The sequence below is a fragment of the Paenibacillus sp. Paensp111 genome, from assembly GCF_059492195.1.
In genome coordinates this window covers 2,078,099-2,100,576 of record NZ_CP168527.1, presented here as the reverse complement: position 1 = coordinate 2,100,576, position 22,478 = coordinate 2,078,099, and the positions used below count along the sequence as shown (strand labels likewise).

20 protein-coding genes are annotated in these 22,478 nt (G+C 49.2%); 2 read left to right on the top strand and 18 right to left on the bottom strand.

Translation table 11 applies throughout. The features are described from left to right. Positions 1-27 precede the first annotated feature (27 nt). From mutS to ACEN86_RS09695, 8 genes are all read right to left on the bottom strand, one after another. On the bottom strand, positions 28-2,814 hold the full coding sequence (mutS, locus tag ACEN86_RS09730; protein WP_495634073.1) for a DNA mismatch repair protein MutS: 2,787 nt from the start codon (positions 2,812-2,814) through the stop codon (positions 28-30). A gap of 59 nt (positions 2,815-2,873) precedes the next feature. Next, positions 2,874-4,253 carry a putative amidoligase domain-containing protein gene (locus tag ACEN86_RS09725; protein WP_495634072.1) on the bottom strand — a complete coding sequence of 460 codons (1,380 nt, stop codon included), beginning with the start codon at positions 4,251-4,253 and terminating at the stop codon, positions 2,874-2,876. 142 nt (positions 4,254-4,395) lie between these two features. Beyond that, the gene (cotE, locus tag ACEN86_RS09720) at positions 4,396-4,944 is read right to left on the bottom strand and encodes an outer spore coat protein CotE (protein WP_495634071.1); all 549 of its coding nucleotides are present in this window, start codon (positions 4,942-4,944) and stop codon (positions 4,396-4,398) included. 133 nt (positions 4,945-5,077) lie between these two features. Continuing rightward, complete coding sequence (locus tag ACEN86_RS09715; protein ID WP_495634070.1) at positions 5,078-6,049, bottom strand: aromatic acid exporter family protein; 972 nt, start codon at positions 6,047-6,049, stop codon at positions 5,078-5,080. Positions 6,050-6,182: 133 nt separating this feature from the next. Further along, positions 6,183-7,037: an ABC transporter permease gene (locus ACEN86_RS09710; protein ID WP_495634069.1), complete on the bottom strand. Its 855-nt coding sequence runs from the start codon at positions 7,035-7,037 to the stop codon at positions 6,183-6,185. A gap of 1 nt (position 7,038) precedes the next feature. Continuing rightward, positions 7,039-7,821 (bottom strand): ABC transporter ATP-binding protein, encoded by a 783-nt coding sequence (locus ACEN86_RS09705; protein ID WP_495634266.1) that lies wholly within the window; start codon positions 7,819-7,821, stop codon positions 7,039-7,041. A 19-nt stretch (positions 7,822-7,840) separates the two neighbouring features. Beyond that, the gene (locus tag ACEN86_RS09700; RefSeq protein WP_495634068.1) at positions 7,841-8,845 is read right to left on the bottom strand and encodes an ABC transporter substrate-binding protein; all 1,005 of its coding nucleotides are present in this window, start codon (positions 8,843-8,845) and stop codon (positions 7,841-7,843) included. Between the two features lie 201 nt (positions 8,846-9,046). Continuing rightward, entirely contained in the window at positions 9,047-10,564 is a 1,518-nt protein-coding gene (locus ACEN86_RS09695; RefSeq protein ID WP_495634067.1) for a carboxypeptidase M32, read from the bottom strand. Positions 10,565-10,681: 117 nt separating this feature from the next. Here ACEN86_RS09695 and ACEN86_RS09690 point away from each other — a divergent pair, with 117 nt between their 5' ends. Continuing rightward, complete coding sequence (locus tag ACEN86_RS09690; RefSeq protein WP_495634066.1) at positions 10,682-11,005, top strand: iron-sulfur cluster biosynthesis family protein; 324 nt, start codon at positions 10,682-10,684, stop codon at positions 11,003-11,005. 28 nt (positions 11,006-11,033) lie between these two features. Continuing rightward, the gene (locus ACEN86_RS09685) at positions 11,034-11,600 is read left to right on the top strand and encodes a beta-class carbonic anhydrase (protein WP_495634065.1); all 567 of its coding nucleotides are present in this window, start codon (positions 11,034-11,036) and stop codon (positions 11,598-11,600) included. Between the two features lie 261 nt (positions 11,601-11,861). On the opposite strand, the gene ACEN86_RS09680 is transcribed toward ACEN86_RS09685, so the two are convergent. From ACEN86_RS09680 to ACEN86_RS09635, 10 genes are all read right to left on the bottom strand, one after another. Then, positions 11,862-13,943, bottom strand: a complete 2,082-nt coding sequence (locus ACEN86_RS09680) for a thioredoxin domain-containing protein (RefSeq protein WP_495634064.1) — start codon at positions 13,941-13,943, stop codon at positions 11,862-11,864. Between the two features lie 112 nt (positions 13,944-14,055). Further along, entirely contained in the window at positions 14,056-15,384 is a 1,329-nt protein-coding gene (locus tag ACEN86_RS09675) for an alpha/beta hydrolase family protein (RefSeq protein ID WP_495634063.1), read from the bottom strand. A 143-nt stretch (positions 15,385-15,527) separates the two neighbouring features. Continuing rightward, positions 15,528-15,977 (bottom strand): DUF3021 family protein, encoded by a 450-nt coding sequence (locus tag ACEN86_RS09670; protein ID WP_495634062.1) that lies wholly within the window; start codon positions 15,975-15,977, stop codon positions 15,528-15,530. Between the two features lie 14 nt (positions 15,978-15,991). Next, a complete protein-coding gene (locus ACEN86_RS09665) occupies positions 15,992-16,429 on the bottom strand; it encodes a LytTR family DNA-binding domain-containing protein (protein ID WP_495634061.1) in 438 nt (145 codons plus the stop codon). 130 nt (positions 16,430-16,559) lie between these two features. Further along, positions 16,560-16,883: a DUF4190 domain-containing protein gene (locus ACEN86_RS09660; RefSeq protein ID WP_495634060.1), complete on the bottom strand. Its 324-nt coding sequence runs from the start codon at positions 16,881-16,883 to the stop codon at positions 16,560-16,562. A 137-nt stretch (positions 16,884-17,020) separates the two neighbouring features. Then, on the bottom strand, positions 17,021-18,076 hold the full coding sequence (locus tag ACEN86_RS09655; protein WP_495634059.1) for a CotH kinase family protein: 1,056 nt from the start codon (positions 18,074-18,076) through the stop codon (positions 17,021-17,023). A gap of 370 nt (positions 18,077-18,446) precedes the next feature. Beyond that, positions 18,447-19,145 (bottom strand): ABC transporter ATP-binding protein, encoded by a 699-nt coding sequence (locus ACEN86_RS09650; RefSeq protein WP_495634058.1) that lies wholly within the window; start codon positions 19,143-19,145, stop codon positions 18,447-18,449. Further along, positions 19,142-20,260, bottom strand: a complete 1,119-nt coding sequence (locus ACEN86_RS09645) for an ABC transporter permease (RefSeq protein WP_495634057.1) — start codon at positions 20,258-20,260, stop codon at positions 19,142-19,144. The genes ACEN86_RS09650 and ACEN86_RS09645 overlap by 4 nt, the downstream gene beginning before the upstream one ends. A gap of 64 nt (positions 20,261-20,324) precedes the next feature. Next, positions 20,325-21,701 (bottom strand): sensor histidine kinase, encoded by a 1,377-nt coding sequence (locus ACEN86_RS09640; protein WP_495634056.1) that lies wholly within the window; start codon positions 21,699-21,701, stop codon positions 20,325-20,327. Next, complete coding sequence (locus ACEN86_RS09635) at positions 21,698-22,375, bottom strand: response regulator transcription factor (protein WP_495634055.1); 678 nt, start codon at positions 22,373-22,375, stop codon at positions 21,698-21,700. Before ACEN86_RS09635 ends, ACEN86_RS09640 begins: the two co-directional genes overlap by 4 nt. Positions 22,376-22,478: the final 103 nt, after the last annotated feature.

Genomic DNA, 22,478 nt, shown 5'->3' with positions numbered 1-22,478 from the left:
TAGCCTCCCCCACTCTCTTCAAGGAATTTACATCTCTCTCACTTTCATCTTCAAGTCATTTAACAGCTGCATCGCCTGTATCGGCGTCATATTCATCAGGTCGGCATTCTTGACCAGCTTGATGATCTGCTTGGCCCCGGCATCCTCTTTGGCTGGCTCAGGCTTGTCCGAAGCCCACTCATCTCCAAAAATCGATAGCTGCTGCACCTGAGCTATTCCTTCTGATTGTCCAGTGCCTTCAGGACTTGTAATCCGCTCTGTATCGTGCGGCTTCGGATCCATCTGCGATCCGGTCTTCGGCGCAACCGGAACAACTGCAGATGCAGCCGATGCGGACGACATAGCTGCCTTATCCTCCCGGACAGTCATATGACCGGCAATAGCGTCCCCCGAAGCCGCAGCCCTTCCAGCCGTCACCAGCGGGGCCGCTTCTTCGAGTCCCTGCAGCAGCCCGTAGGCCCGGTCGATAATGCTGCCTGGCAGACCTGCAAGCCGGGCGCAATAGATGCCGTAGCTCGTGCTTGCTGCCCCGGGGATCAATTTGCGTAAGAAGTGAACCTTCTCCCCGCTCTCCTGCACGGCCATGCAGTAATTCTTCAGTGACTTCAAGCTTGATTCCAGATAAGCCAGCTCGTGGAAATGCGTAGACACAAGGGCTTTACAGCCGATATGATCATGAACATATTCAATGACGGCCTGGGCAATGGACATCCCTTCTGTGGTCGAGGTTCCCCGGCCAAGCTCATCAATAATGATCAAGCTCCGCTTTGTCGCTTTCTCCGTCATCAGCTGGATATCAGCCATCTCCACCATAAAGGTACTCTGACCCCCGATCAGGTCATCGGCGGCACCAATACGGGTAAATATTCGGTCAATCATCGGAATTTCTGCCTTGACAGCAGGAACAAAGCAACCCATCTGGGCCATTATGACAATCAGGGCCACTTGGCGCATATAGGTACTTTTCCCGGCCATGTTAGGGCCTGTAATGAGCAGGATCCCTGCTTCATCCTTGCGCAGGTATGTCCCGTTGGCAATGAAGCCCGTGCCCTCCATCACGCTCTCGACAACCGGATGGCGCCCCTGCTCTATAACGAGATCATATCCGTCCGTAAGAACCGGCTTGACAAAGTTGCCTTCGCTGCTGATCTCAGCCATAGACCGGTATACATCGATCTCTGCTATCTTCTCGGCCAATCGCTGAAGACGTGGAATCTCCTGACTCAACCGCTCACGCAGCTCGCTGAACAGAGCGAACTCCAGGTCCACCATCTTCTCTTCAGCTTCCAGAATTAAAGCTTCCTTCTCCTTCAGCTCAGGTGTCACATATCTTTCAGCATTAGCAAGGGTCTGCTTCCGTTCATAACGGCCCTCTGGCAGAGACGCAAGATTCGACTTGGTAACTTCGATATAATAGCCGAATACCTTGTTGTAACCGATCTTCAAAGACTTGATGCCAGTGGCCTGGCGTTCCGCGCTTTCCAGCTCTGCAATCCACCTTTTGCCGTTCATTCCGGCCTCCCTCAGGGAGTCAAGATGTTCATGGTAGCCTGCCTTGATGATCCCACCATCCCGCACAGAGACAGGAGGCTCATCCGCGATAGCCGCATCGATAGCTTCAGCCAGATCTTCGCAGCGGTCCAGCTCATCCGCGATGCGCTTCAGCGTAGCCGAAGATGAAGCGGCGCACAATTCTTTGAGTGATGGAATCTGTCTTAGAGATTTCTTGAGCGCTATCAGATCACGGCCGTTGGCACTCGAGAATGCAATCCGCCCAACCAGACGCTCCAGATCATAGATCTCGCCTAGACGTTCGCGCAAATCTTCACGCAGGATATACCCGGCGTGCAGATGTTCTACAGCTTCAAGCCGTTCTTCAATCCGGCTCCGCTGCAGCAGCGGCTTATCTATCCATCTGCGCAGGAGCCTTGCTCCCATGGAAGTCTCGGTCCGGTCAAGCAGCCAGAGCAGAGACCCCTTCTTCGATCTTTCTCTCACCGTCTCTACGAGCTCCAAATTCCTGCGGGTGAACGGATCAAGAATCATATAATGATTCGGTTCATAAGCCGTAATTCGGGTCAATTGACCAAGCGAGCGCTTCTGCGTCTCCGATAAATAGGCAACAAGCAGTCCGACATTGTGTCTGCGCTGCTCTTCCAGCCGAATCCAGACGGCTTCGGTGAACTGCTTGCGCGCCAGATCTTCCTTAGACTTATCCCATGGCGTGTACACAACAGGTCTTCCCACCGGATTAGCCGTTGACTGAATCCAATCAAGCAGGGAAGTGTCTCCGATTATCTCAGCGGGTGAATAGAGTCCAATCTCATCTCTTAGCCACTCATAACTCGATGGTGCAGAGGTCACATATAACTCTCCTGTGGACAGGTCACAAGCAGAGACCGCCATAACTCCATTCAGCTCCGTGACGCAGAGAAGATAGTTATTTGCCTTATCTCCAATGGTCTTGCCTTCCATCACGGTTCCCGGCGTAATAACCCTGACAATCTCCCGTCTAACGATCCCCTTGGCCTCCGCCGGATCCTCTACCTGCTCACAAATGGCTACCTTGTAGCCTTTCTCAATCAGACGATGTATGTAACTCTCAGCAGAGTGATAAGGAACCCCGCACATCGGTATTTTGTCTTCTACTCCGCCATCTCTCGCGGTTAAAGTTATCTCAAGCTCCCTTGATGCTTGAATCGCATCATCGAAGAACATCTCATAGAAATCTCCCAGGCGAAAAAATAGAAAAGCGTCCTTGGCGCCTTCCTTCACCTTCAAATATTGTTCAATCATCGGCGTATATTTAGCCATGATGTACCTCCAGCCCCTTCTTTCTACAGACTTCTATTATAACAGAAAAGAAGGCGGGCTTACGAGGGGCGCTCTATTTTCCAGACAGTTCTAATATCCCGGCTCTCATCCCAGGTGCGCCCAAGACGGAGTGCCTTAAGAAATGGCTCAATATATTTCTCTAGGCCAGGGTAACTTTTCGCGGCCCGAATCTCTTCCTCAATTGACCCATAGGCCTCTCTTAGCACGGTCTTATTACCCAAATAGAATGCTTGATGGACATCTCCCCGCATAAGGGGTCTGGATAGAAGTCCTCTGTACTCTTCTGCGATTAGGGCAGCAAGCGCCACTACACCTTTGGTCAATAAAGGGGAGACAAGAAAGCTCGGCAGGGTGCGGTATTCGAACCCCCCGTGACCCTGTATTCTATGGTCGCCCAAATAACCGTACCTCGGTCTTCGATCCTTCGCTCGCTCATCCTCCATCAGGGCAGCAGGCAGGGCCAGATAGTTGTCTAGTGTCCGGAGCAGCTCAGCCGTTAGCGGCAGGCCGCTAAAATGCAGATGACCGCCCAGCGGAAGCCCAGGAAGCGGCAGACCGCCCGCCAGCCACAGCAATGAGGTATCAGTAATATGCCTAGAGGCATACCGCATGGCACCCATCAGGTTACGAAGCAGATCGGCAGGACCGGTTCCTGGAGCGGGACGCAGCTCGGCAATCGGGTAAAGGGTTCGATCGCCTGATCGAACGGCATCACAGCCTGCGATCCCAGTCTTTTCAAGGAACCTGGAGGCCGGCACAATCTTGCGTTCTGTCCGGTTATAGAGCAGAAATTCGGGATCCATACCGAGCTTCAGCGGTTCCTGCCCTTGCCTTGTGAGACGTGCTGACTCTTCCGCAATGGCCTTGGCAAATTTCAGGGCTGAGGAGTCATCGGCCAGGCCGGGAACGGCATGGACTAGCTGAATAACCATGGCTCCTCCCTCACCTGCACTTATCTCGACCTCACCGAAGTCCAAGCCAAGCGTATATAGCGCTCGGACTGCCAATCTCTCCAGTCTTCGCTCAAGAGTAGTCAGGCCCGCCTGCTCTCCCTGTTCTCTCCGATCCCCCGAGAGATTGAACGCACGCTCCGCCAGGCCGCACGGTATAATCTCGACAGCCCTAAGGTGAAAGATACGCACTATAAATCGACGTAAATAGGAACTGCGTAAATTGTTCGCAGCTGAGGAATGCAAATTGGCCTTCATACCGGCTGCACGAAGCCGCTGCTCCATTTCCTGCTGAGAAGTCGCATGAAATACCCCTGCGCCTTGATTCATAACCAGCATGGATAGATTCTTAGTCGGTTCATGTACCGGCTGCGCTGAAAGTATAAGATCTGGACAGCCAAGCTGCTTCAACGCCGATTGGAGTCTACGGGAAGAACGGTCGTCGTCCACCATGATTTTTAACTCCATTCTTCCAGCTCCTAACTTAAAACTGTATAATCCATTCCTGATATTTCATACTCAACCGCCCATATCCACGAAAAAAACAACAAAAAAAGAGGGCTCCCGCCCTCGTCGCTGCTCAGGCAGCTGCATACATTAGAGTATTCAGTTACAGATCATCATCCAGGAGATCCGGATCCAGATCCTCATAATCCCCGCCATCTCCGCTGAAGTCAAAGTCTTTGTCTTCAAAGTCGCTGCCGCCCGGTACGACCAGGACATTGATCTTAGTCTCAGCTACAAGCTCAACGGCAAACTCGCGTTCCACGCGAATAAGAACACTGCCGTCCCCGGATACACTGGCTTCGACGGTGCTTGGTTCCTGCGTTGCATCCGCGGAAACCTCCACCGACGAAGAGCGGTGTCTGGAGTCAAGATAAGTAAGCGGAACGAGCTCTACATAAGATACTTTCTCTTTCGCAACCGCTGTCTGTGAATTCCTCTCGTACGAATACCAGATGTTGATATCGTAAGTCCCAATAACTTCAATTCCGTCACCGGCAGCAACCGCTTCGTACTGGTGGTTGATAATCCAGGCCCCCAGAATACTCGTCGGGTTTTGAGGCGGAGTCACGGTATGTGTTACGGTAGAGAACTTACGACCTTTTCCGCAGATCGCTTTCGTAATAATCTCTCTACTTTGATATTTCGATGACATGGTTTGAACCTCCTCCATACAAATCAATCATTCACTATCAAGTGTATGCACGACATAGGCGAATGTTGATTAATTGGAGACACCGAAATGAATTATATTTATACAACCTGTATTAAATACGTTATTATCCCGCTCAAAACGACCGCAGCCGTTCATTCTTTCCGGTTGGATACTTGCTTTTCTTGGAGACGTCCAGATATAAGCCCAGCTCTCTGCACAGCTGGAGAATGGCCGAGCGAATCTCGAATTCTTCCCTGCTGTTCGGAAGCTCCATCGCTTTGAATTCAGTCTCCAGCTCTTGCAGCATATGTTCGGTTGTTCCCGTGTAAGTCTCACTCTTCACATCAATAGACATCTGGTCGAACAGAACCGCGGCTCTCTCCCCTTGGGGCATTCTCTGATAGACCTGCGAAATTAACTGAAGCATACTCTCGATTCGGTCCAGCTGCTGTTTGCGCATATAAAAATAGATCGTCCAAGCTTCATTGGGGGAAATGACCTGATTGTCCAGGGCCCGCTTGGCGGTGGACAACCCATGATCAACCTCCTGACTGGCTTCGATCAGTTCCTGCCCGTTCCAGGCATAATCGGGATAGCGAAGCTGGTAGGCGATGCGTTCGAAGACTTTACTGAACAAAGCGTCCACTTTCGTCCGGATCATACCAAGCTTGTCCTCTTCATTCGGCATGTAGATCATATTTACAACCATCGCACTTCCGAGACCGATAATCAGCAGCAAGATTTGAGTGAACAAGGCATGAAAGCTGACGTCTTCTGCTCCGAACACCCGGAATACCACAACAGAGCTGGTGACGATTCCTTCTTTCAGATTAGCCTTCGAGATCAGCGGAAAACCAATCAGGATATATATAGCAAGCACCCAGATATGAAAACCGAATATGTAAAATAAAGCAGAAGACATCATCAGTCCCAGTATGGAGGCAAAGAAGCGGGAAGAAACCGTCTGGATGCTTCTCTTTCGCGTCACATCTACACCAAGTATGGCAAGCAGGCCTGCGGACAAGGGATTCAGAATTCCAAGCAGATGAGCAATGAGAATTGCAAGTACAGTGGCAATAGTGGTCTTAATTACCCTGAAGCCCATTGTACACCCCCCACTATTCAAAATATGATTCTCTCTATATTGTCTATCCTAAAGGATTTACCATGGGTTCACAACAAACGTGACGGAGATCTCTCCGGTAGTCAACTTTGCAGATATAACAAAAACGGGAGCCTTACCGCTCCCGGATTAGCCTGCGTTCAATATAGACAACCAGCTGATACATTCCTGTCGCTGCTACAGCGATAATGACCAGACTGGACAATACCAGAGTAAAGTTAAAGACTTGGAAGCCATAGATGATCAAATAACCAAGCCCTTCTTTTGCCACGAGAAACTCGCCTACAATGACCCCAACCCAGGCCATGCCTACGTTCACCTTCAAGGTCGACACGATGGCCGGAAATGATGCCGGCAGGATGACCTTACGGAAAATATCCTTGCGGCTGCCTCCGAAAGTTCTGACGACTTTAATCAGATTCGGGTCCACCTCATTGAAGCTGCTGTTCACCACAAGCGTGGTGATAATCACAGTGATCGACAAGGTTGTCATGACAATCGCAGTAAAGCCCCCACCAAAGAGAACAATGAAGATCGGACCCAAAGCCACTTTAGGCATGCTGTTGAAGACCACCATATACGGATCAAGTACCTTGGAAAGGAAAGGCGACCACCATATCAATACAGCCAGCAGGGTACCCACCAGGGTGCCCAGCAGAAAGCCTGCAGCAGTCTCCAGCACGGTCGTTCCTAGATGCGGCCAGAGGTCACCGCTAAGAATATCCTTCCATATCTGAACAAACACCTTGCTGGGATAGCTGAAGATCAGGACATCCAGCCATTTAAGGCGACCCGCTATCTCCCAGAGGAGAATCAGACTAAAGAGAATCGAGAGCTGAGTGAACAGTACCACCCGCCTGCTGCGCCGCTTCCGGTGCTGGTAGTCTTGATACAGACTGTGCAGCCATTCCCTGGTGTCCGCCCCCCGTGGACTCACTGGATTATCGTTCGAGCTCACACGTACCCTCATCTTAAGCCTCCTCCTTTCCCTCGGTTGCCTCGAGCTCTTTCCAAATTTGATGAAACAACTCGTTGAAGCCTTCCTGCTCACGGGCATAGAAAGGCTGTGCCGATCTGATATTGTCCGGTACATTGAAGGTCTTGCGGATTCGTCCAGGACCTGCAGCAAGAACAATAACCCGGTCGCTTACTGCAATGGCTTCGGCCAGGTCGTGTGTAACCAGCACTGCCGTCTTGTGCCTGGCCTGCAGCGTCTCGGCTATCAGATCCTCAAGCTGCAGCTTGGTCTGGTAGTCAAGTGCCGAGAATGGCTCATCGAGCAGCAGCAGATCTGGCTCGGCAGCTAGCGTTCTCACCAAAGCTACCCGCTGCCGCATGCCACCCGACAGCTGGGAAGGATACAAATTTTCGGTACCACCGAGCCCCATGCCTTCCAGAAGCTGAATGACCGATTCTTTTCCCTGGGGGGTCAGCTGACCTCTAAGCTCAAGACCAATCAACGCGTTATCCAGTATTCGGCGCCAAGGGAACAAATAATCCTGCTGCAGCATATAACCCACGTCTGGATCTGGCCCAGTGACGGGCCTTCCATTAAGAAGCACCCGCCCCCGGGAAGGCGTGAGCAGACCCGCCATGATTGACAGCAACGTGGTTTTGCCGCAACCGCTGGGACCCACCAGGCTGATGAACTCTCCTGGCTGCACGGTGATGTTCATCCCTTCAATTGCAAGAACAGCCTCTCTGTCCGTGACATAGACATGCTCAACACCTTGTAGTTCAAGAACTGGATCCATTTCAAGCGCTCCCTTCCTCTTATTTCCCGGCTGCAGAGGCTTGATGTGCATAGGAAGGCTCCACCAGCTTGGATACAGGTATCCGCTCCTTAAGTTCACCGGCCGCATCCATGACATCCAACAAATTGTTCCATGCCTTCTCGTCAATCACAGGTGACTGGGCATAGGTTCCCTGCTCTTTGTAACGCTTGACGCTACTTGCAAGAATCGCCGGATCCGTATCCTTGAAATAAGGAGCTATCACTTTAGCGGTCTCTTCCGGAGTATGCTCGTTCACCCACTGCTGGGCTTTGGCTATGGCGTTCGTGAAGCTCTGTACTTGGTCTTTATGGCCGTCAATATAACTTTTCTTACTCATATAGACCGTGTATGGCAGCTTGCCGCTCTCCGTACCGAAGGAAGCAATGACATGGCCTTTGCCTTCCTTCTCGATGATCGACGCCTGGGGTTCGAACAGCTGGACATAGTCTCCGGTTCCCGATATAAAAGCGGCGGTGATGTTGGCAAAGTCCACGTTCTGAATCAAATTCAAATCCTGATGGGGATCGATTCCGTGCTTCTTCAGGGTGAATTCACCAGCCATTTGGGGCATTCCGCCTTTACGCTGACCGAGAAATACCGACTTCTTCAGGGAATCCCAATTGAAATTCTGTACATCCTGCCGTGATACCAAAAAGGTTCCATCGGTCTGCGTCAGACCTGCGAAATTCAGGACAGGATCATCCGAGCCTTGCTGATATACGTAAATGGAGGTTTCTGCTCCAACCAATGCCATATCGATGGAACCCGACAAGAGGGCAGTCATAGTCTTGTCGCCTCCGGAAGTCGTTCTCAGTTCCACATCCAGCCCGTTATCCTTGAAGAATCCTTTCTCCAGTGCCACATACTGCGGAGCATAGAACACCGAACGCGTAACTTCACCAAGCTGAATCTTAGCGTCCTTCCCCTGGGTTCCGCAGCCGCCAACTATTAAGCTGCACAATAGCAGCACCGCAACCCATATCGCTGCGCGCGAATGTCTCATTAGCTTCCCTCCTTCGTCTTTCTTGCCCGGCTGCAATGAGCTAAGGCTATGCTCCAATGTATGCATGAGCCTACCAAAAGGTTAAGAGGTTACCTACTAACAAGAGCATCAAGAATTACAGGACCAAAAAGACCTACAAGACCAAAAAGACCGAACTTACAGGAATAACTCCCGCAGCTCGGTCTACTTTAGCAAGGACGATTACAGATTGTAGATCGCCTTATATTTCTGTTCCAGATAATCGGCAAGATAGTTCGGGTTCAGCTCTTCGCCTGTAATCGCCAGGATCAGCTCTGCCGGCTTGCGGCTTTTCCCGTACTTGTAGATTTTGTCCGTCAGCCATTCCTTGATCGGGGCAAAATTACCTTCAGCGATCAATTCATCGAAATTCGGAATTTCCTTGCGAATGGTGTTCGCAATTTGTGCGGCATACATATTCCCGAGTGAATAGGAAGGGAAATATCCGAAGCTTCCGCCTGACCAATGCACATCCTGCAGGACACCAACTCCATCATTCGGCGGGATAATACCCAGATATTTCTCATACTTCTCATTCCACACTTTAGGAAGGTCCTTTACACTCAAGCCTTCATTGAACAGCTGCTTCTCAAGTTCGTAACGGATAATGATGTGCAGGTTATAGGTCAGCTCATCAGATTCGGTACGAATCAGTGAATTCTCCACCCGGTTCACTGCACGGTGGAAGTCGCCTGCTGAGACCGAAGCCAGCTGCTCAGGGAAATACTGCTGCAGATCTCCGAAATAACGATCCCAGAACGGCCGACTGCGCCCAATCATGTTCTCCCAGAAGCGGGACTGGGATTCGTGAATACCCATCGAGGTACCTTCAGCAAGCGGTGTTCCCGTGAGTTCCGGGCTGATGTTCTGCTCATAGAGGGCATGTCCGCCTTCGTGCAGCGAACTAAATACAGCGCTGGCTACATCATCCTGAAGGTAGTGGGTAGTGATCCGTACATCACCTGGATTCAGTCCTGTGGCAAAAGGATGCACGCTTTCATCAATCCGCCCTGCATCAAAGTCATAGCCCATCTGCTCAAGCATGAACTTACTGAATTTCTCCTGCTGCTCCTTATCAAATAATTGATTCAGGAATTCGGTCTCCGGCTTGCTCGTCGAAGCTTGAATCGCTTCAACAAGTGGAACAAGCCGGTCTCGAAGCTGACCGAACACTTCATCCAGCTTCACGGTAGTAAGCTCCGGCTCATATAGATTCAGCAGCGTGTCATAGCGCGTGTCCCTAGGTCCCCAGTAATCAATGAACTCCTGCAGCTTGGCCACTATCTGGGTAAGATAAGGTTCAAAGCCAGCGAAATCGGAATTTTCCTTGAAATCTTCCCAAAGCGTCTCCGAGTGTGAGGTAAGCGTAACGTATTCCTGGTATTTGTCAGCAGGAATTTTAATGCTGCGGTCATATTCTTCCTGAACATTCTCCACGATCCGGCGGTTCACATCGTCTAACTGCTCCAAGATCTCCGGACGGTTCAGAAAGCTGAGAAGCTCGCCCATTTCCGCGGATGTCTGAAGCTTGAAAGATTCCGTGGAAAGTATGCCCAAAGTCTCCGCACGGGTCTCGGCTCCTTTTCTCGGCGCCCCTGTTCTTAGATCCCATGCCATTAATGCAACGGCTTCATAATAACTTCTTATTTTCTTGTTGAGTTCCCTAAATTGTTCCAGTTTGTGCTGAATAACCTGTTCCATGCTCAGGCTCACCTCAATTCTAAATTTTGGTGTTCCTCTTGATGATACTTATTACAATCTATATAATCAACTTTTAAAAGGTGTTAAAACTCATACTAGAGGGAGAGGGAGCAGATCATGAGAATTACTTTGGACCAGCAGGCGAAGGATATCCTCACCAAGAAGATTGGCGGCCAGCCGGGTCAAGTCAGGTTGTTGTATGATACGGAAGGATGCGGATGTTACGGTATCACTTCTTTTCAGATTATTAGCCAGCCAGATCCCACAGACATTCCGATTGAGAATGAGTCATTCCCCTTTTGGGTAGATCCGCAGCGAGCTGTATTCTATGAAGATCAGCTTAGACTGAAAGGTGATCCTCTGGACGGATCGTTCCGTCTTGAAGGAGACTCCCAATTATATGGTCAAAACGTAAAACTCAACGACATTCGCGGTAACTAAAAACAACACATATTGGAGGAATAAGTCAATGAGCAACCTTAATGAGATTCTTAACTACAACAAGCAGTTTGTCGAGGATAAAGAATACGAAAGCTATATTTCAGACAAATTCCCTTCCAAGAAGCTGGCCATTGTAACTTGTATGGATACCCGTCTGGTCGAGCTGCTCCCAAGAGCAATGAATCTGCGCAACGGAGACGCCAAGATTATCAAGACCGCGGGTGCCATTATTTCCCATCCCTTCGGCAGTGTTATGCGTAGTGTGCTGGTAGCCATTTATGAGTTGGGTGCCGAAGAGGTGATCGTCGTAGGTCACACAGGCTGCGGTATGGCATCCATCAATTCGAATCGGATCCTTAATTCTGTACATGAGAGAGGCATTTCCCCTGAAGTATTTGACACACTTGAGAATTCCGGAATCGAATTAAAAAGATGGCTGACCGGGTTTAGCTCGGAAAAAGAGGGGGTAATCCATACTGTGGACATGATTAAGAAACATCCTTTACTTCCACCCCATTTCCCTGTACACGGTATGGTTATCGATTCGACCACAGGTGAGTTGGAGCTTGTCGTTGACGATCGTGAACAGGACTAGACATCTCTCAATGCTTTTGGCACGGACGCTGCGTCCGTGCTATTTTTTTGTCCAGCAACTTCAGGTTGAGCGCTTGGGGTTAACAAACGGACGAAATTCTCTTACTCCTGTCTTTCAATGCAGATGAAACTGATCTAACGGTGGTATGATGCCCGGTCCAAAAGAGAACCTCAATCCATTCATGCCGCTCACCATAATAAGCAGCTTGGGAACACAAAGAAGCCCGTCAGTAGGTATAGCTGACGGGCTTCCGCTATGATCTCATGAAGTTCTGAGCTCTTCCTTGAGCGCTTCAAGCGTAGTTATAGGTGCCTGGCAGGCAAAATTCTCGCAGATATAAGCCGCGGCCTGACCATTAACTGCACCCTTATCTCCGAGGTGTGGAAGCATTTGCCGAAGCCTATCTCCTTCGGGTCCCAAATAATTCACAATTAGGGCAGAACCCGGACTAAAAGCATGCTGAACAGCAGCTATCATCTCGTGGAGAACCGGGTCATCCGGCTTACCGCTGAGCACAATTTCCCGCCCGCCGTTCACCTGCTGCAGAGCTGCTTGCAGATACATAGCGAACCCAGTCGGGTACTTTCGTACCGTTCCGCCAAATGCCTGAAGGTGACGAACCGACAAGCTCTGAAGTTCAGCGTCTTGAGTTAGTGAGGCGAGCTTATGGAGCTGCAGGGCAGCTACCGAATTGCCTGAAGGCAGGGCACCATCATAAATTTCTTTCGAGCCGGTGAGCAGCTTTTCCCCGTCATGTCCGCTGAAATAGAACCCGCCCTCTTCATCTTCCCAGAACAGGCTGAACATATCGTCCTTAAGCGAAATTGCACGCTGCAGGAAGTGCGGCTTGCCAGTTGCTTCGAACAGCTCCAGACAGCCCCAAAGCATATAGGCATAATCATCCAGATAAGCTTCGTATGCGGCTTCGCCTTCCCTATAGCGGGCCAGCAGGCGGCCATCCTCCCTACGAAGAGATGTCCAAATGAACTCGGCCGCACGTTCAGCAACCTCAGCATATAGCGGCTTTTGGAGCACTTTTGCCCCCCTGGCCAGCGCAGCGATCATAAGCCCATTCCAGGCTGTTAGAACCTTATCATCTTTGGATGGATGCACCCGCTGATCCCTGTACTTGAACAGTCGCTGTCTGCATTCTTCAAGCCGGCTCTCCAGAGCAAGCAGCCGCATATTCCGTTCTTCAGCTATTTGTTCGAGGGATTGGTGAATCAAGTTGGGAATGCTAGCTCCTTCAAAATTCCCCTCCGGTGTAATGTCATAGATATGGCAGTAAGTATGCATATCTTCAAGACCTAGAACCTCTTCAATCTCGTCCCTGGTGAATACGTAGAATTTCCCCTCCACCCCTTCAGAATCCGCATCTTCAGCTGAATAGAATGCTCCTTCCGGGGAAGTCATATCCCTAAGAACATACTGAAATACCGACTCGGCGATTTCAGCGTACTTCGCTTCTCCGGTGGCTTGATAGGCTTCAAGATAGGCAATAGCTAATAGCGCATTGTCATACAGCATTTTCTCGAAATGCGGCACCAGCCACTTCTCATCAGTCGAATACCTGGCGAATCCATAGCCAATATGATCGTAAATTCCTCCGCGGTACATGGCATCCAAAGTACGTAGCGCCATCTCCTGAGCTTTGGGCTGCTTATATGCCTTGGCATAAGCCAGCAGATAAGAGAGATTGTGCGGTGACGGGAACTTTGGGGCTGAGCCAAATCCGCCATACAAAGGGTCGAACAACTTCTCATAGTGCTGATAAGCATTATGCAGCAGTTGCTCATCTACCTGTCCAGGCTGAGAGCTTAGCGTACGTTCTTGAACCTCAGCCATCAGCTCATCGCTTAGCTCGGCCAGGCCTTCCCGGTCCGAGGCCCACCGGTCTTTGATCTGTTCAAGCATTTCAATCAGACCAACCCGCCCCAGTATACTTCTTCTAGGGAAATAGGTACCCGCATAGAACGGCCTTTGCTCCGGGGTTAACAAGACGGTCAGCGGCCATCCTCCATGCCCGGTCAGCGTCTGACATACGGCCATATACAAATTGTCTATATCGGGACGTTCTTCGCGGTCTACCTTAATGGAGACAAAGTGCTCGTTCAGCAGATCCGCCACTTCCTGATTCTCAAAGGATTCTCTCTCCATGACATGACACCAATGGCATGTGGAATAACCTATGGATAGAAAGATAGGCTTATTATCACGCTTGGCTTTCGTAAAGGCTTCTTCTCCCCAAGCATACCAATTCACAGGATTGTGGGCATGCTGGAGCAAATAAGGCGATTTTTCATGCATCAATTGATTCGGTTGCTGGACTTCTTTATTCTCCATTTATGTAACCTCCTCATACCCTATGTGTCCTACATGGTTATGCCCCATATATTACCCAATTGTATCCAAAAAGACACGGAATTCCTGTAATAATAAACGATATCCATTTGAACTATAAGTCTCTCGGCGACTTAAAGCTCCCTTTTTCTTTTAGGTAACAATCAAAGAACTTCAGTACGGTGCTGTTCATCTTATTGATTACATCGTATTTGTCCGCTTCTTCCATTTTCCCGCTATTCTTAATAGAGCCGTTGATCATATTCACAAGGAATGGTGAGGCAAGAGGCAGGTCGGTGAGGCTCAGGTGATTCGTTCCTTTTATATAAACTTCATACGCATTTGGTGCCGTTGCCGTTATCAATTTCTGTGGAAGGACAATGTTCGGTTCAGTTACGCCATCCATTAACCCCTTCATGGTATCGGAATAAATCCCAAGTAACGGTACAGGGTAAATGTCATGATTGATTACAGGCCTGCCATTCTCAAATCCCACTTCTTCCCCAAGCAGATCCCCGTCCAGGTTGATGACAGCATCGATATCCTTACGTTCCCTTCCCAGCTGCGCACTAGCTGCACCACCCAAGGAATGGCCGATCAAACCGATTTTACTGTTATCCACAAGCTGGTATACTTGGTCCGAACTTTTATCAGCCGTATTCTTCAGAATCATATCCAGTACAAAGTTCATATCATCTGTCCGGAGCTTCAGCCATTTCTTCTCCAGCTTGTAAGCAGTCTCATCATCATATACGCCATTGTTGACATCAATGACTTCCTGCATGAACGAGCTGTTGACCATAGTGAAATTGCCGTCTGTGTCTATCGTATACAAACTGTGATAGGGATGATCAATGGAACACACAACATACCCGTTGCTTGCGAGCTCCATAAAGGTGGAAGTATTACTGTCTCTTATCCCGAAAGCGCCATGCGAGAACACAATCAGCGGGAATTTCTTCCCTTTTGCTGAGGGATACCAAAATTTGATATTCACTTTCCTATTCAGCCCTTGATTGCTGAATGTCTCTTTGCGACGGGTGTCGGTATATGTATAAGCAGCCGTGTTCACTTTATATTCACCAGTCACCTTGGGCTGCTTATGCTGGGGGAAGATCAGGGCTGGAATCAATGCGATCAACACAAGTACCCACATCCCAATGCCTTTAAGAACAATACGAACAGGTCTAAATCCATTAACGTCCTGCTTTTTGAGTATAAGTGAGATGGCGCTGATTAATGCTATGACGAGTAGAACTGCGGCCAAGATATACCATCTGAATCCCCACTCAATGACAGAGACCAGAACAAATATTCCAAACACCGCCATCTCCCCTATGCGGACCCAGCTTCTGACTCTTTTTTGATTAGAACGAGCTGTAAAGCAGTATACTGCGAGTAAAATTTCAATAATAGCTGAGATGATAAGTAGTCCATAACCCATTAGATAAGCCCCTCTTCTTCTTCACATTTCTGTCTACGATTGCAGAATACTACCTTAACCGGAGATTGCATAGGGCTTAAAGGGTATCCTGCTTGTACAGACAGGTAAGTGGTTGAAAAGGAGTGATAACCTGCAAAGACTGCTTACTCTTTTTCCGTGCTGTAACTGGATTGAGTTCTTAAGATTTGGAGTTGTTCATTGATTTTATTGGAGGATTTCCTGTCCTCCAGATACGTTAAAAAGCGGACTAGCCCGTAAATTCCGGCAATTTGGACAGCCAGGATCAATGAACTTTGAACATTTTCTACCAGGCCGAAAACATGACCAAAGCTCAACAGAACAGCCTCGAGTAACACAAAATGAATCATTGCCCTGATCCGGAATTTATGTTCCGGCAGTTCTCTCGGAGAGTAGAATATCAAGCTTGGCAAAGTGCCAAATAACGCACATAACATATAAATATATATTTCTTGTAATTCAAAATAGTGACCTTTCGCAAAAAACTGGCGCAGTACCGTAAGACATATCACAATAAGCGCAAATACACTTAAATAATTTCTGGCTATCCTCTTGGTCAGTTCCATCCATTTCATTGTTGGCTGCCTCCCTATAGACCCAGCATCTTTTTTAACACCGGCACGTACTGTCTGGAGACTACTACTGTCTCTCCATTATCAAGCTTGGCCTCAAACCTGCCGCTAAGGGTAGGCTTCACCGATGACATTTTGGCTAAATTAATAATGCTCGATTTGGATGCGCGAAAAAACCTCTTCCCCTTGCACATCTCCTCCAGTTCATACAGCTTCTGCTTGGATTCATACACCTTGTCCCTGCAGTAGATAAACACCTTGTTGTCTACAGCTTCAAAGTAATAGACATCTACAAATTTAAGCCTGTAAATATGATCCTGATCATAGCCTAGAAGCATGGTTGATTCAGATTTGAGCTTGGTTAACAATTGGATAATTTCATCATTTACCTCATGGCATCGTATGATGATTTCTTCATCCCGGTCCTGGCTGACCTCTTCAATTAGTACCTTCATAATGCCCCCACTATATGACTAGTGTCCTATTCGTCATCGTAACATGAAGTGGTAAGCCGAAGATAGATTGTCCGAGGTCATCTGGAGATGATCTCGACAAAAAAACGGCCCTGAAAGGGCCGGCAGCGGGTCAGAAGCTTTTATACGCAAAATTGAAGATGGACAGAAAGCTCAGGATGTATAACAAGATAAGAGTGCCATAAAATACGGTCCCTGCGATCCCGCAGACCAGCCCCGCAACCGCGAAAGCCTTTCCCTCCTCACCGCTTCTTCTCAGCTCCTTGAAGGATAGCCGAGCAAATATAATGGCCAGGATTCCCAAAATAACTCCGAAATAGGGCACAGCAAGCGAACAAACGCCCAGAGCCAGACTGGCAATGGATTTCGTATTCGTCCTTGGAGACGGAGGCGGGTAGCGTTCATCCTGGAATGGGTCACGATAGGATTGATTCATAACTTTAGAGACCTCCCACAGGTTGGTATACACAAATTTACCACAAAATCCCTTTTTGAGTTAAAGTTCTCATTTATTCTGTACAAAAAAAGAAGCCATACTCGGCTTCCGTCATCTCCATTGTGCCCTTGTAATCCTTACAAATCATTCAAATGCCGGATCAAGTATTCACGTCTCTCTTCCGTGTATTCCCGGATCACTTCCAGCTCGCCGTGGAAAGCGCTCATATTCGACTGCTTGTTCGGGTCCTTTCTTACATCGGCTGCGATACGGCGGTGCATACGCTTTGCCATTGCTAATATTATTTCTGGCCTGAACCTCGCCTTGAGATGGTTCCTCAGCAACCTCTTATACTCGGCACGCAGCGAGCGGAAGGATAAAATTTTACCGGTTAATTCATTATATCCTTGGATAGGAATTACATTGGAATTTGTACGCGCTCCAAAAAAGTTCCTCCCCCACGTCCCCTCATAATCCCAAGGGACAATCCCGTATTTCCCTGTCACCCTATGCTCATACCAAGTGTAATTCTGACTTAGCCCGTCATCATTGCCGGTCATGACCGCCCCGCACAGCCAGCCCAGGTAATTGTCCATATTCACCCTGCCCTGCAGACCGCGAAGCAGTTCTCTCCCTGTAGTCTCATTCATCCATTCTATGAATTTTTCCAGCTTCCGCCGATCTTGTCTCGTGCCTTTAATCAGACTGTACCCTGAGGACAATGAATCTTTGACATATCCTGTGTCCTTATCGAACATGGAGAAGTCCGCATTGTCGTTAATCGCATAAAAAATACTCCTCACCGGGATGCCCCTTTTGCGGAAAAAGCTTGTCTTGACTGCCTCAAGCCTTAGGTACACCCCCAGCAGTTCACCGTTCAAATACAGCACACAGTGCTGCGCAGCCGGAGCATGAACGCCTAAGGTCTCCATGAAATGAAAAGACAGCGCATTTCGCAGCATGGACGGATCATCATATTGAGCATTGAAATGGTAGGTCCTCTCACGGGTTCTGATTTCAAAAGATCTCTTCGGATAATCACGGGTATGTTCCCCGCGGAATCTTATCCGTGCTGGCTGGCGGATTCCCTTCATACTCAGCTCACCGCGGACGAACTCCTGTGACCAGATATCGTGGTTAAGCTTTGAGAGATCGGCTTTCTTCATATTAATCCGGTATATTGGCAGACCCATGCCCTACCGCCTCTTTTCCCAAGTTGCTGATACAGCTTATGCATTCCCCGATAACCTAGATTGGGCTAAATATTAGACTCTACTGCTGATAATCAGTCTGCATGAACTTGTTCTTAGGCCTTAAGGGTTCCACAACATAAAAAGAGGACAAATGCCACGAATCTGCATTCATCCTCTTCCAAATCTTTGATTGCCTGCTTAATCTTCCGGTTGATCCCACTTCTTGGAGTAGGCTTTCTTCGTGACCCAAAAAGTGGACCACACTATAAAGACCGCAACTACAACGATCATGAAATACACGATCAGCACCCTTATCCCCCCATGTGTCCCTTACAAGCCTATTGTAAAGGAATTGCCGGAATATGGCTACTTATACATGCTCTTTCGCTATGGTCTGTTCGGTCAAGATCCCGTTCTCCAGCCGTAAGATTCGATCGCATAAATGGAGTACCCGTTCATCATGGGTGACCATTACCGCTGCTTTGCCTGCTGCTTTCACTTCCTCTGCCAGCATGCTGACCACAGCATGGCCTCTGTCTGCATCCAGGCTGGCTGTAGGCTCGTCGGCGAATAGAATCGCCGGGTCATTCATCAAGGACCTTGCAATGGCGACCCTCTGTCTCTCTCCCCCCGAAAGCTGATGAGGGTAGGATTTCCGGCGGTGTTGTACCCCTAGGCGGACAAGAAGCTCCTTTGCCCGTGGCAAGGCCTGGCTCTTATCCATTCCAGCAAGTCTGGATACCAGGAGGAGCTGCTCCTCGACTTTCAGATAGGGAATCAGGTTCGCACTTTGAAAAATAAAGCCGATCCGGTTCAGACGAAGCTGTTCCAGGTCATGTGCACTGTAGTCTGACAGGCTCTCTCCTCCGATGATCACCTGTCCCTCCTTTGGCGTCAGCAGAGCCCCTGCAATGGACAGGAATGTGCTCTTACCAGAGCCGGAGGGGCCGATTACAGCCACAAGCTCTCCTTCTTGTACCTGCAGATTCACTTGGTCCAGAACCTTCAGCTGGGAGTCTCCATCCCCGTACGAATGGGAAATGCGGTCAAGTACCAATGGCTTTGTCATGCGGATACCCTCCCTATGGCTTCCAAAGCATCCACCCTGTTCACTTTAATAATGGAGATCACTGACCCCGCCATGGCCATCAACACGAAGAGACTTCCTGTAATCCCTATTGTCCCGCTGCTGAGCTGGAAAGGCATAGAAGCTGGCAGTAAGCGGGCAGCCGCCTGAATAATCAGAATACTGATAAGCAGACTGGCCACCGTGAGAAGCAGCACTTGACCCAGGACACTTGCTGTAAGATATTTCGAGCTCGTGCCTATTGCCTTCAGTATACCGAACTGGCTGGTCTTCTGTATTGTGATGACATAGAAGAATACTGCAAGTACAAATCCCGATATGACAAACAAGAACGCAATCATCATTAAGAGGGAGCCTTGCTCTTCCTTATAGCCAGGAATAGCGGACACGGCTGTTTTCTTGCTCATGATCTCCATCTCTGGCAGCTTAGCCTGCAGCTGTTCGGCCTGGCTGCTGGTTGCTTTAATCGCAATAGTATTATAAGCGGCTGTGTCCGAGGCTTGCGCTGGATTCGCAATTTTATGCTTCCAGGCCTGCCATTCCCGCTCGTTCATGAAGATTACCGGAGTATGACTGTATGATTCATTCCGGGTAAAGCCTGCGACCGTCCAGGCCGAACCGGTGATTTGATCCCGTATTATACTGCCAAGCTGCACGCCTGATTCCTTCAGCTTCTGATCCACAAGAATCTCCCCGGCAGCAGTGTCGGTTATTGCTCTTCCTTCAACAGCCCCCGGCATGATCCAGCCCTGAGTCTCAGCGGCGAAAAAGGTCACATCGATCTTCTGGCTCGATCCATCACGAGTCACTGTAGCCATTTGGACACCTAACACCGCCGCATTGCTGTTCCCTACATGACTCCGAGTCTTCTCAATCACCGATGTACCGAGTTCTGAACGGCTGAACCGCTGACTGGCGTCTTGTTGGACTACAAAGTAATCGGCCGGGATGTTCTCAACAGAGGAAGCATTGGCATAGGCCAGCCCCTTGGCGAGCCCGGTTACGAACATGACCAAGAAAGAAACCAGCAGCATGATGGTCATGATGAGGGCATAACGCGTTTTGGCAAATCTCATCTCTCTAAGAGCTAAATACATTTCTCTAACCTCCCTTGTCTAAGACAGTTTAGGAGATGAACATGAACGGCGTATGAACAACAAATTACAACTTGGGCAGGGTCACCGTAAAAGTTGTTCCTTCCTTGCCGCTCGCCACTTCAATAGTTCCTTCATGGAGGAGAATAATCTTCTTCACAATGGCCAGACCCAGGCCTGTACTTCCTGAAGCCCGTTCTCTTGCAGGGTCAACCCTGTAGAAGCGATCGAACAGCAAAGGCAGCTGATCCTTGGGGATCCCGTCCCCCGTATCGCTCACGGTAACAACAAGCACATCGTGCCTCATGCCGGCTCTCAGCTCAATCGATCTGCCCTCAGGAATGTGCTTCACCGCATTTGACAGCAGATTCATCCATACTTGATAGAGCAGTACCTCGTCTCCGTTAACCTGGATTTCTTCCGGCACTTCAAATCTAAGTGCAATTCCTCTATCGGCCATCTGCCACTGCATGACCTGTACAACCTGTTTCAACTGGGATCTCAGATTGAAGATCTTCTTATGAAGTCCTTCCGAGGCTTGATCCAGTGACGAGAGAAGAAGCAGCTGCTTGCTGAGCAGCGACAAATGACGGCTCTCCTCATTGATAATAGCGACATACTGATCATATTCCTCTTTAGGCAGAGACGGATTCGTCAGGGCTTTGGCAAAACCCTGGATTGAAGTTAAGGGAGACTGGATTTCATGAGATACGTTGGCTACAAACTCCTGCCGTGCCTGATCGGCCCGTTCCAATTCCCTGCTCATGCTCATAAAGTGGGTGGCCAATTGTCCTATTTCGTCCCTTCTGCGCACAGGGATTTCAATATGATAAGTGCCTTGGGCGATTCTCTTCGTCGCTTCGGTCAGCCGGGTGATCGGCTTCACCAGGTATGTCGTACTGATCAGCATGGCTATTACGCTGAATATGATCGTAAGGCCGCCGATCAACGCGAAGAATTCCCTTAATTCTCCGAACTGAAGGATAACATCCGGGCGCATGAACAGGGCATACTTCTGTCCGTTTAACGTTAGCGGCATCCCGATGGTATTGCTCAGGCGATTATCAAAGAAGCCTGTAATGAACAAAGAGTTAGGGAAATTCGATACCCCGTGATAGACCTGACCACTCAGCACAAGCTTAATCGAATCCTCCGCCAGATCCTTTTCCCGAAAAGAACTTCCATACGCTCGCTCCACTCCCTGTTCAGAGATCAGGATCATCTCGTATCCAAGTGACGCCGCACTCTTGAAGTATGGGTTCGATAGGTCCGGGTGAGCTTCCGCAAAGCCTTTCATACTGGCTGCCATCGTCACCAGCTTCTGATCATTATATGGCTTTAATTTGGCATGATAATAAATGTTGGAGACCAGAAAGCCCAGCAGGCTGCTGACCATAACCGTGGCAATTGTGATCAGAAATACCCGGTAGTAGAGTGACCTCATCTCACCGGCACCTCCAATCTGTACCCGATTCCCCGTACGGTGTGAATGATGAAGTCTTCCTGATAGTCCGTGAAGCGCTGTCTCAAACGCTTGATGTGGACATCCACCGTCCGCTCATCCCCTTCATAGTCGGCACCCCAGACCAGGCGAATCAAATCTTCCCTGGAGAATAGTCGGCCTGGATATTGAGCCATCTGAGCTAACAATTCGAACTCCTTAAGGGGGAGAAGAAGCGTCGATTTCCCATCTGTTACCTCATAATTATGACGGTCAATCGTTAGGCGATTCAGGCGAAGCTTATCACTTGCGACAATGGAATAGCGCCTGAACAGCGCTTTAATCCGAAACATCAGTTCTTCCGGCTCGAAAGGCTTGGTGACATAGTCATCGGTTCCGCGCAGATATCCCTGCTCCTTATCGGGCAGCTGGTCCCTGGCCGTCAGCAAAATAATCGGAATATCATACTCATTCCGGATATACTCGCACAGCTCCAGGCCGCCGATTCTTGGCATCATGATATCGATTACCGCCAGATCAATGGCCTCCTCGTTCAATCTCATCTTCGCTTCCTGACCATCCTTGGCCTCGACCACCTTGTAACCTTCCAGGGTCATTACATGCTTCAATAAAGTAAGGATATGCCGATCATCATCAGCTATAAGTATCGTCTTCACATGGTTAACCCCGTTTCTCGTGAGTCCACTTCTCTTTCACAGCTATCATTATACCTAGTTCGTAATCCTTAAGCCCAGTTCATCATCATTTTGTCAAAAATTA

Bases quoted from the DNA above. Each gene is read 5' to 3' on its own strand.
- ACEN86_RS09655 (WP_495634059.1), bottom strand. From the start codon at position 18,076: ATGGGTCTGCCAATATACCGGATTAATATGAAGAAAGCCGATCTCTCA.
- ACEN86_RS09695 (WP_495634067.1), bottom strand. From the start codon at position 10,564: ATGGAACAGGTTATTCAGCACAAACTGGAACAATTTAGGGAACTCAAC.
- ACEN86_RS09670 (WP_495634062.1), bottom strand. From the start codon at position 15,977: ATGAAATGGATGGAACTGACCAAGAGGATAGCCAGAAATTATTTAAGT.
- ACEN86_RS09660 (WP_495634060.1), bottom strand. From the start codon at position 16,883: ATGAATCAATCCTATCGTGACCCATTCCAGGATGAACGCTACCCGCCT.
- ACEN86_RS09705 (WP_495634266.1), bottom strand. From the start codon at position 7,821: ATGGATCCAGTTCTTGAACTACAAGGTGTTGAGCATGTCTATGTCACG.
- ACEN86_RS09710 (WP_495634069.1), bottom strand. From the start codon at position 7,037: ATGAGGGTACGTGTGAGCTCGAACGATAATCCAGTGAGTCCACGGGGG.
- ACEN86_RS09680 (WP_495634064.1), bottom strand. From the start codon at position 13,943: ATGGAGAATAAAGAAGTCCAGCAACCGAATCAATTGATGCATGAAAAA.
- ACEN86_RS09725 (WP_495634072.1), bottom strand. From the start codon at position 4,253: ATGGAGTTAAAAATCATGGTGGACGACGACCGTTCTTCCCGTAGACTC.
- ACEN86_RS09690 (WP_495634066.1), top strand. From the start codon at position 10,682: ATGAGAATTACTTTGGACCAGCAGGCGAAGGATATCCTCACCAAGAAG.
- ACEN86_RS09715 (WP_495634070.1), bottom strand. From the start codon at position 6,049: ATGGGCTTCAGGGTAATTAAGACCACTATTGCCACTGTACTTGCAATT.
- cotE (WP_495634071.1), bottom strand. From the start codon at position 4,944: ATGTCATCGAAATATCAAAGTAGAGAGATTATTACGAAAGCGATCTGC.
- ACEN86_RS09640 (WP_495634056.1), bottom strand. From the start codon at position 21,701: ATGAGGTCACTCTACTACCGGGTATTTCTGATCACAATTGCCACGGTT.
- mutS (WP_495634073.1), bottom strand. From the start codon at position 2,814: ATGGCTAAATATACGCCGATGATTGAACAATATTTGAAGGTGAAGGAA.
- ACEN86_RS09700 (WP_495634068.1), bottom strand. From the start codon at position 8,845: ATGAGACATTCGCGCGCAGCGATATGGGTTGCGGTGCTGCTATTGTGC.
- ACEN86_RS09685 (WP_495634065.1), top strand. From the start codon at position 11,034: ATGAGCAACCTTAATGAGATTCTTAACTACAACAAGCAGTTTGTCGAG.
- ACEN86_RS09645 (WP_495634057.1), bottom strand. From the start codon at position 20,260: ATGTATTTAGCTCTTAGAGAGATGAGATTTGCCAAAACGCGTTATGCC.
- ACEN86_RS09665 (WP_495634061.1), bottom strand. From the start codon at position 16,429: ATGAAGGTACTAATTGAAGAGGTCAGCCAGGACCGGGATGAAGAAATC.
- ACEN86_RS09650 (WP_495634058.1), bottom strand. From the start codon at position 19,145: ATGACAAAGCCATTGGTACTTGACCGCATTTCCCATTCGTACGGGGAT.
- ACEN86_RS09675 (WP_495634063.1), bottom strand. From the start codon at position 15,384: ATGGGTTATGGACTACTTATCATCTCAGCTATTATTGAAATTTTACTC.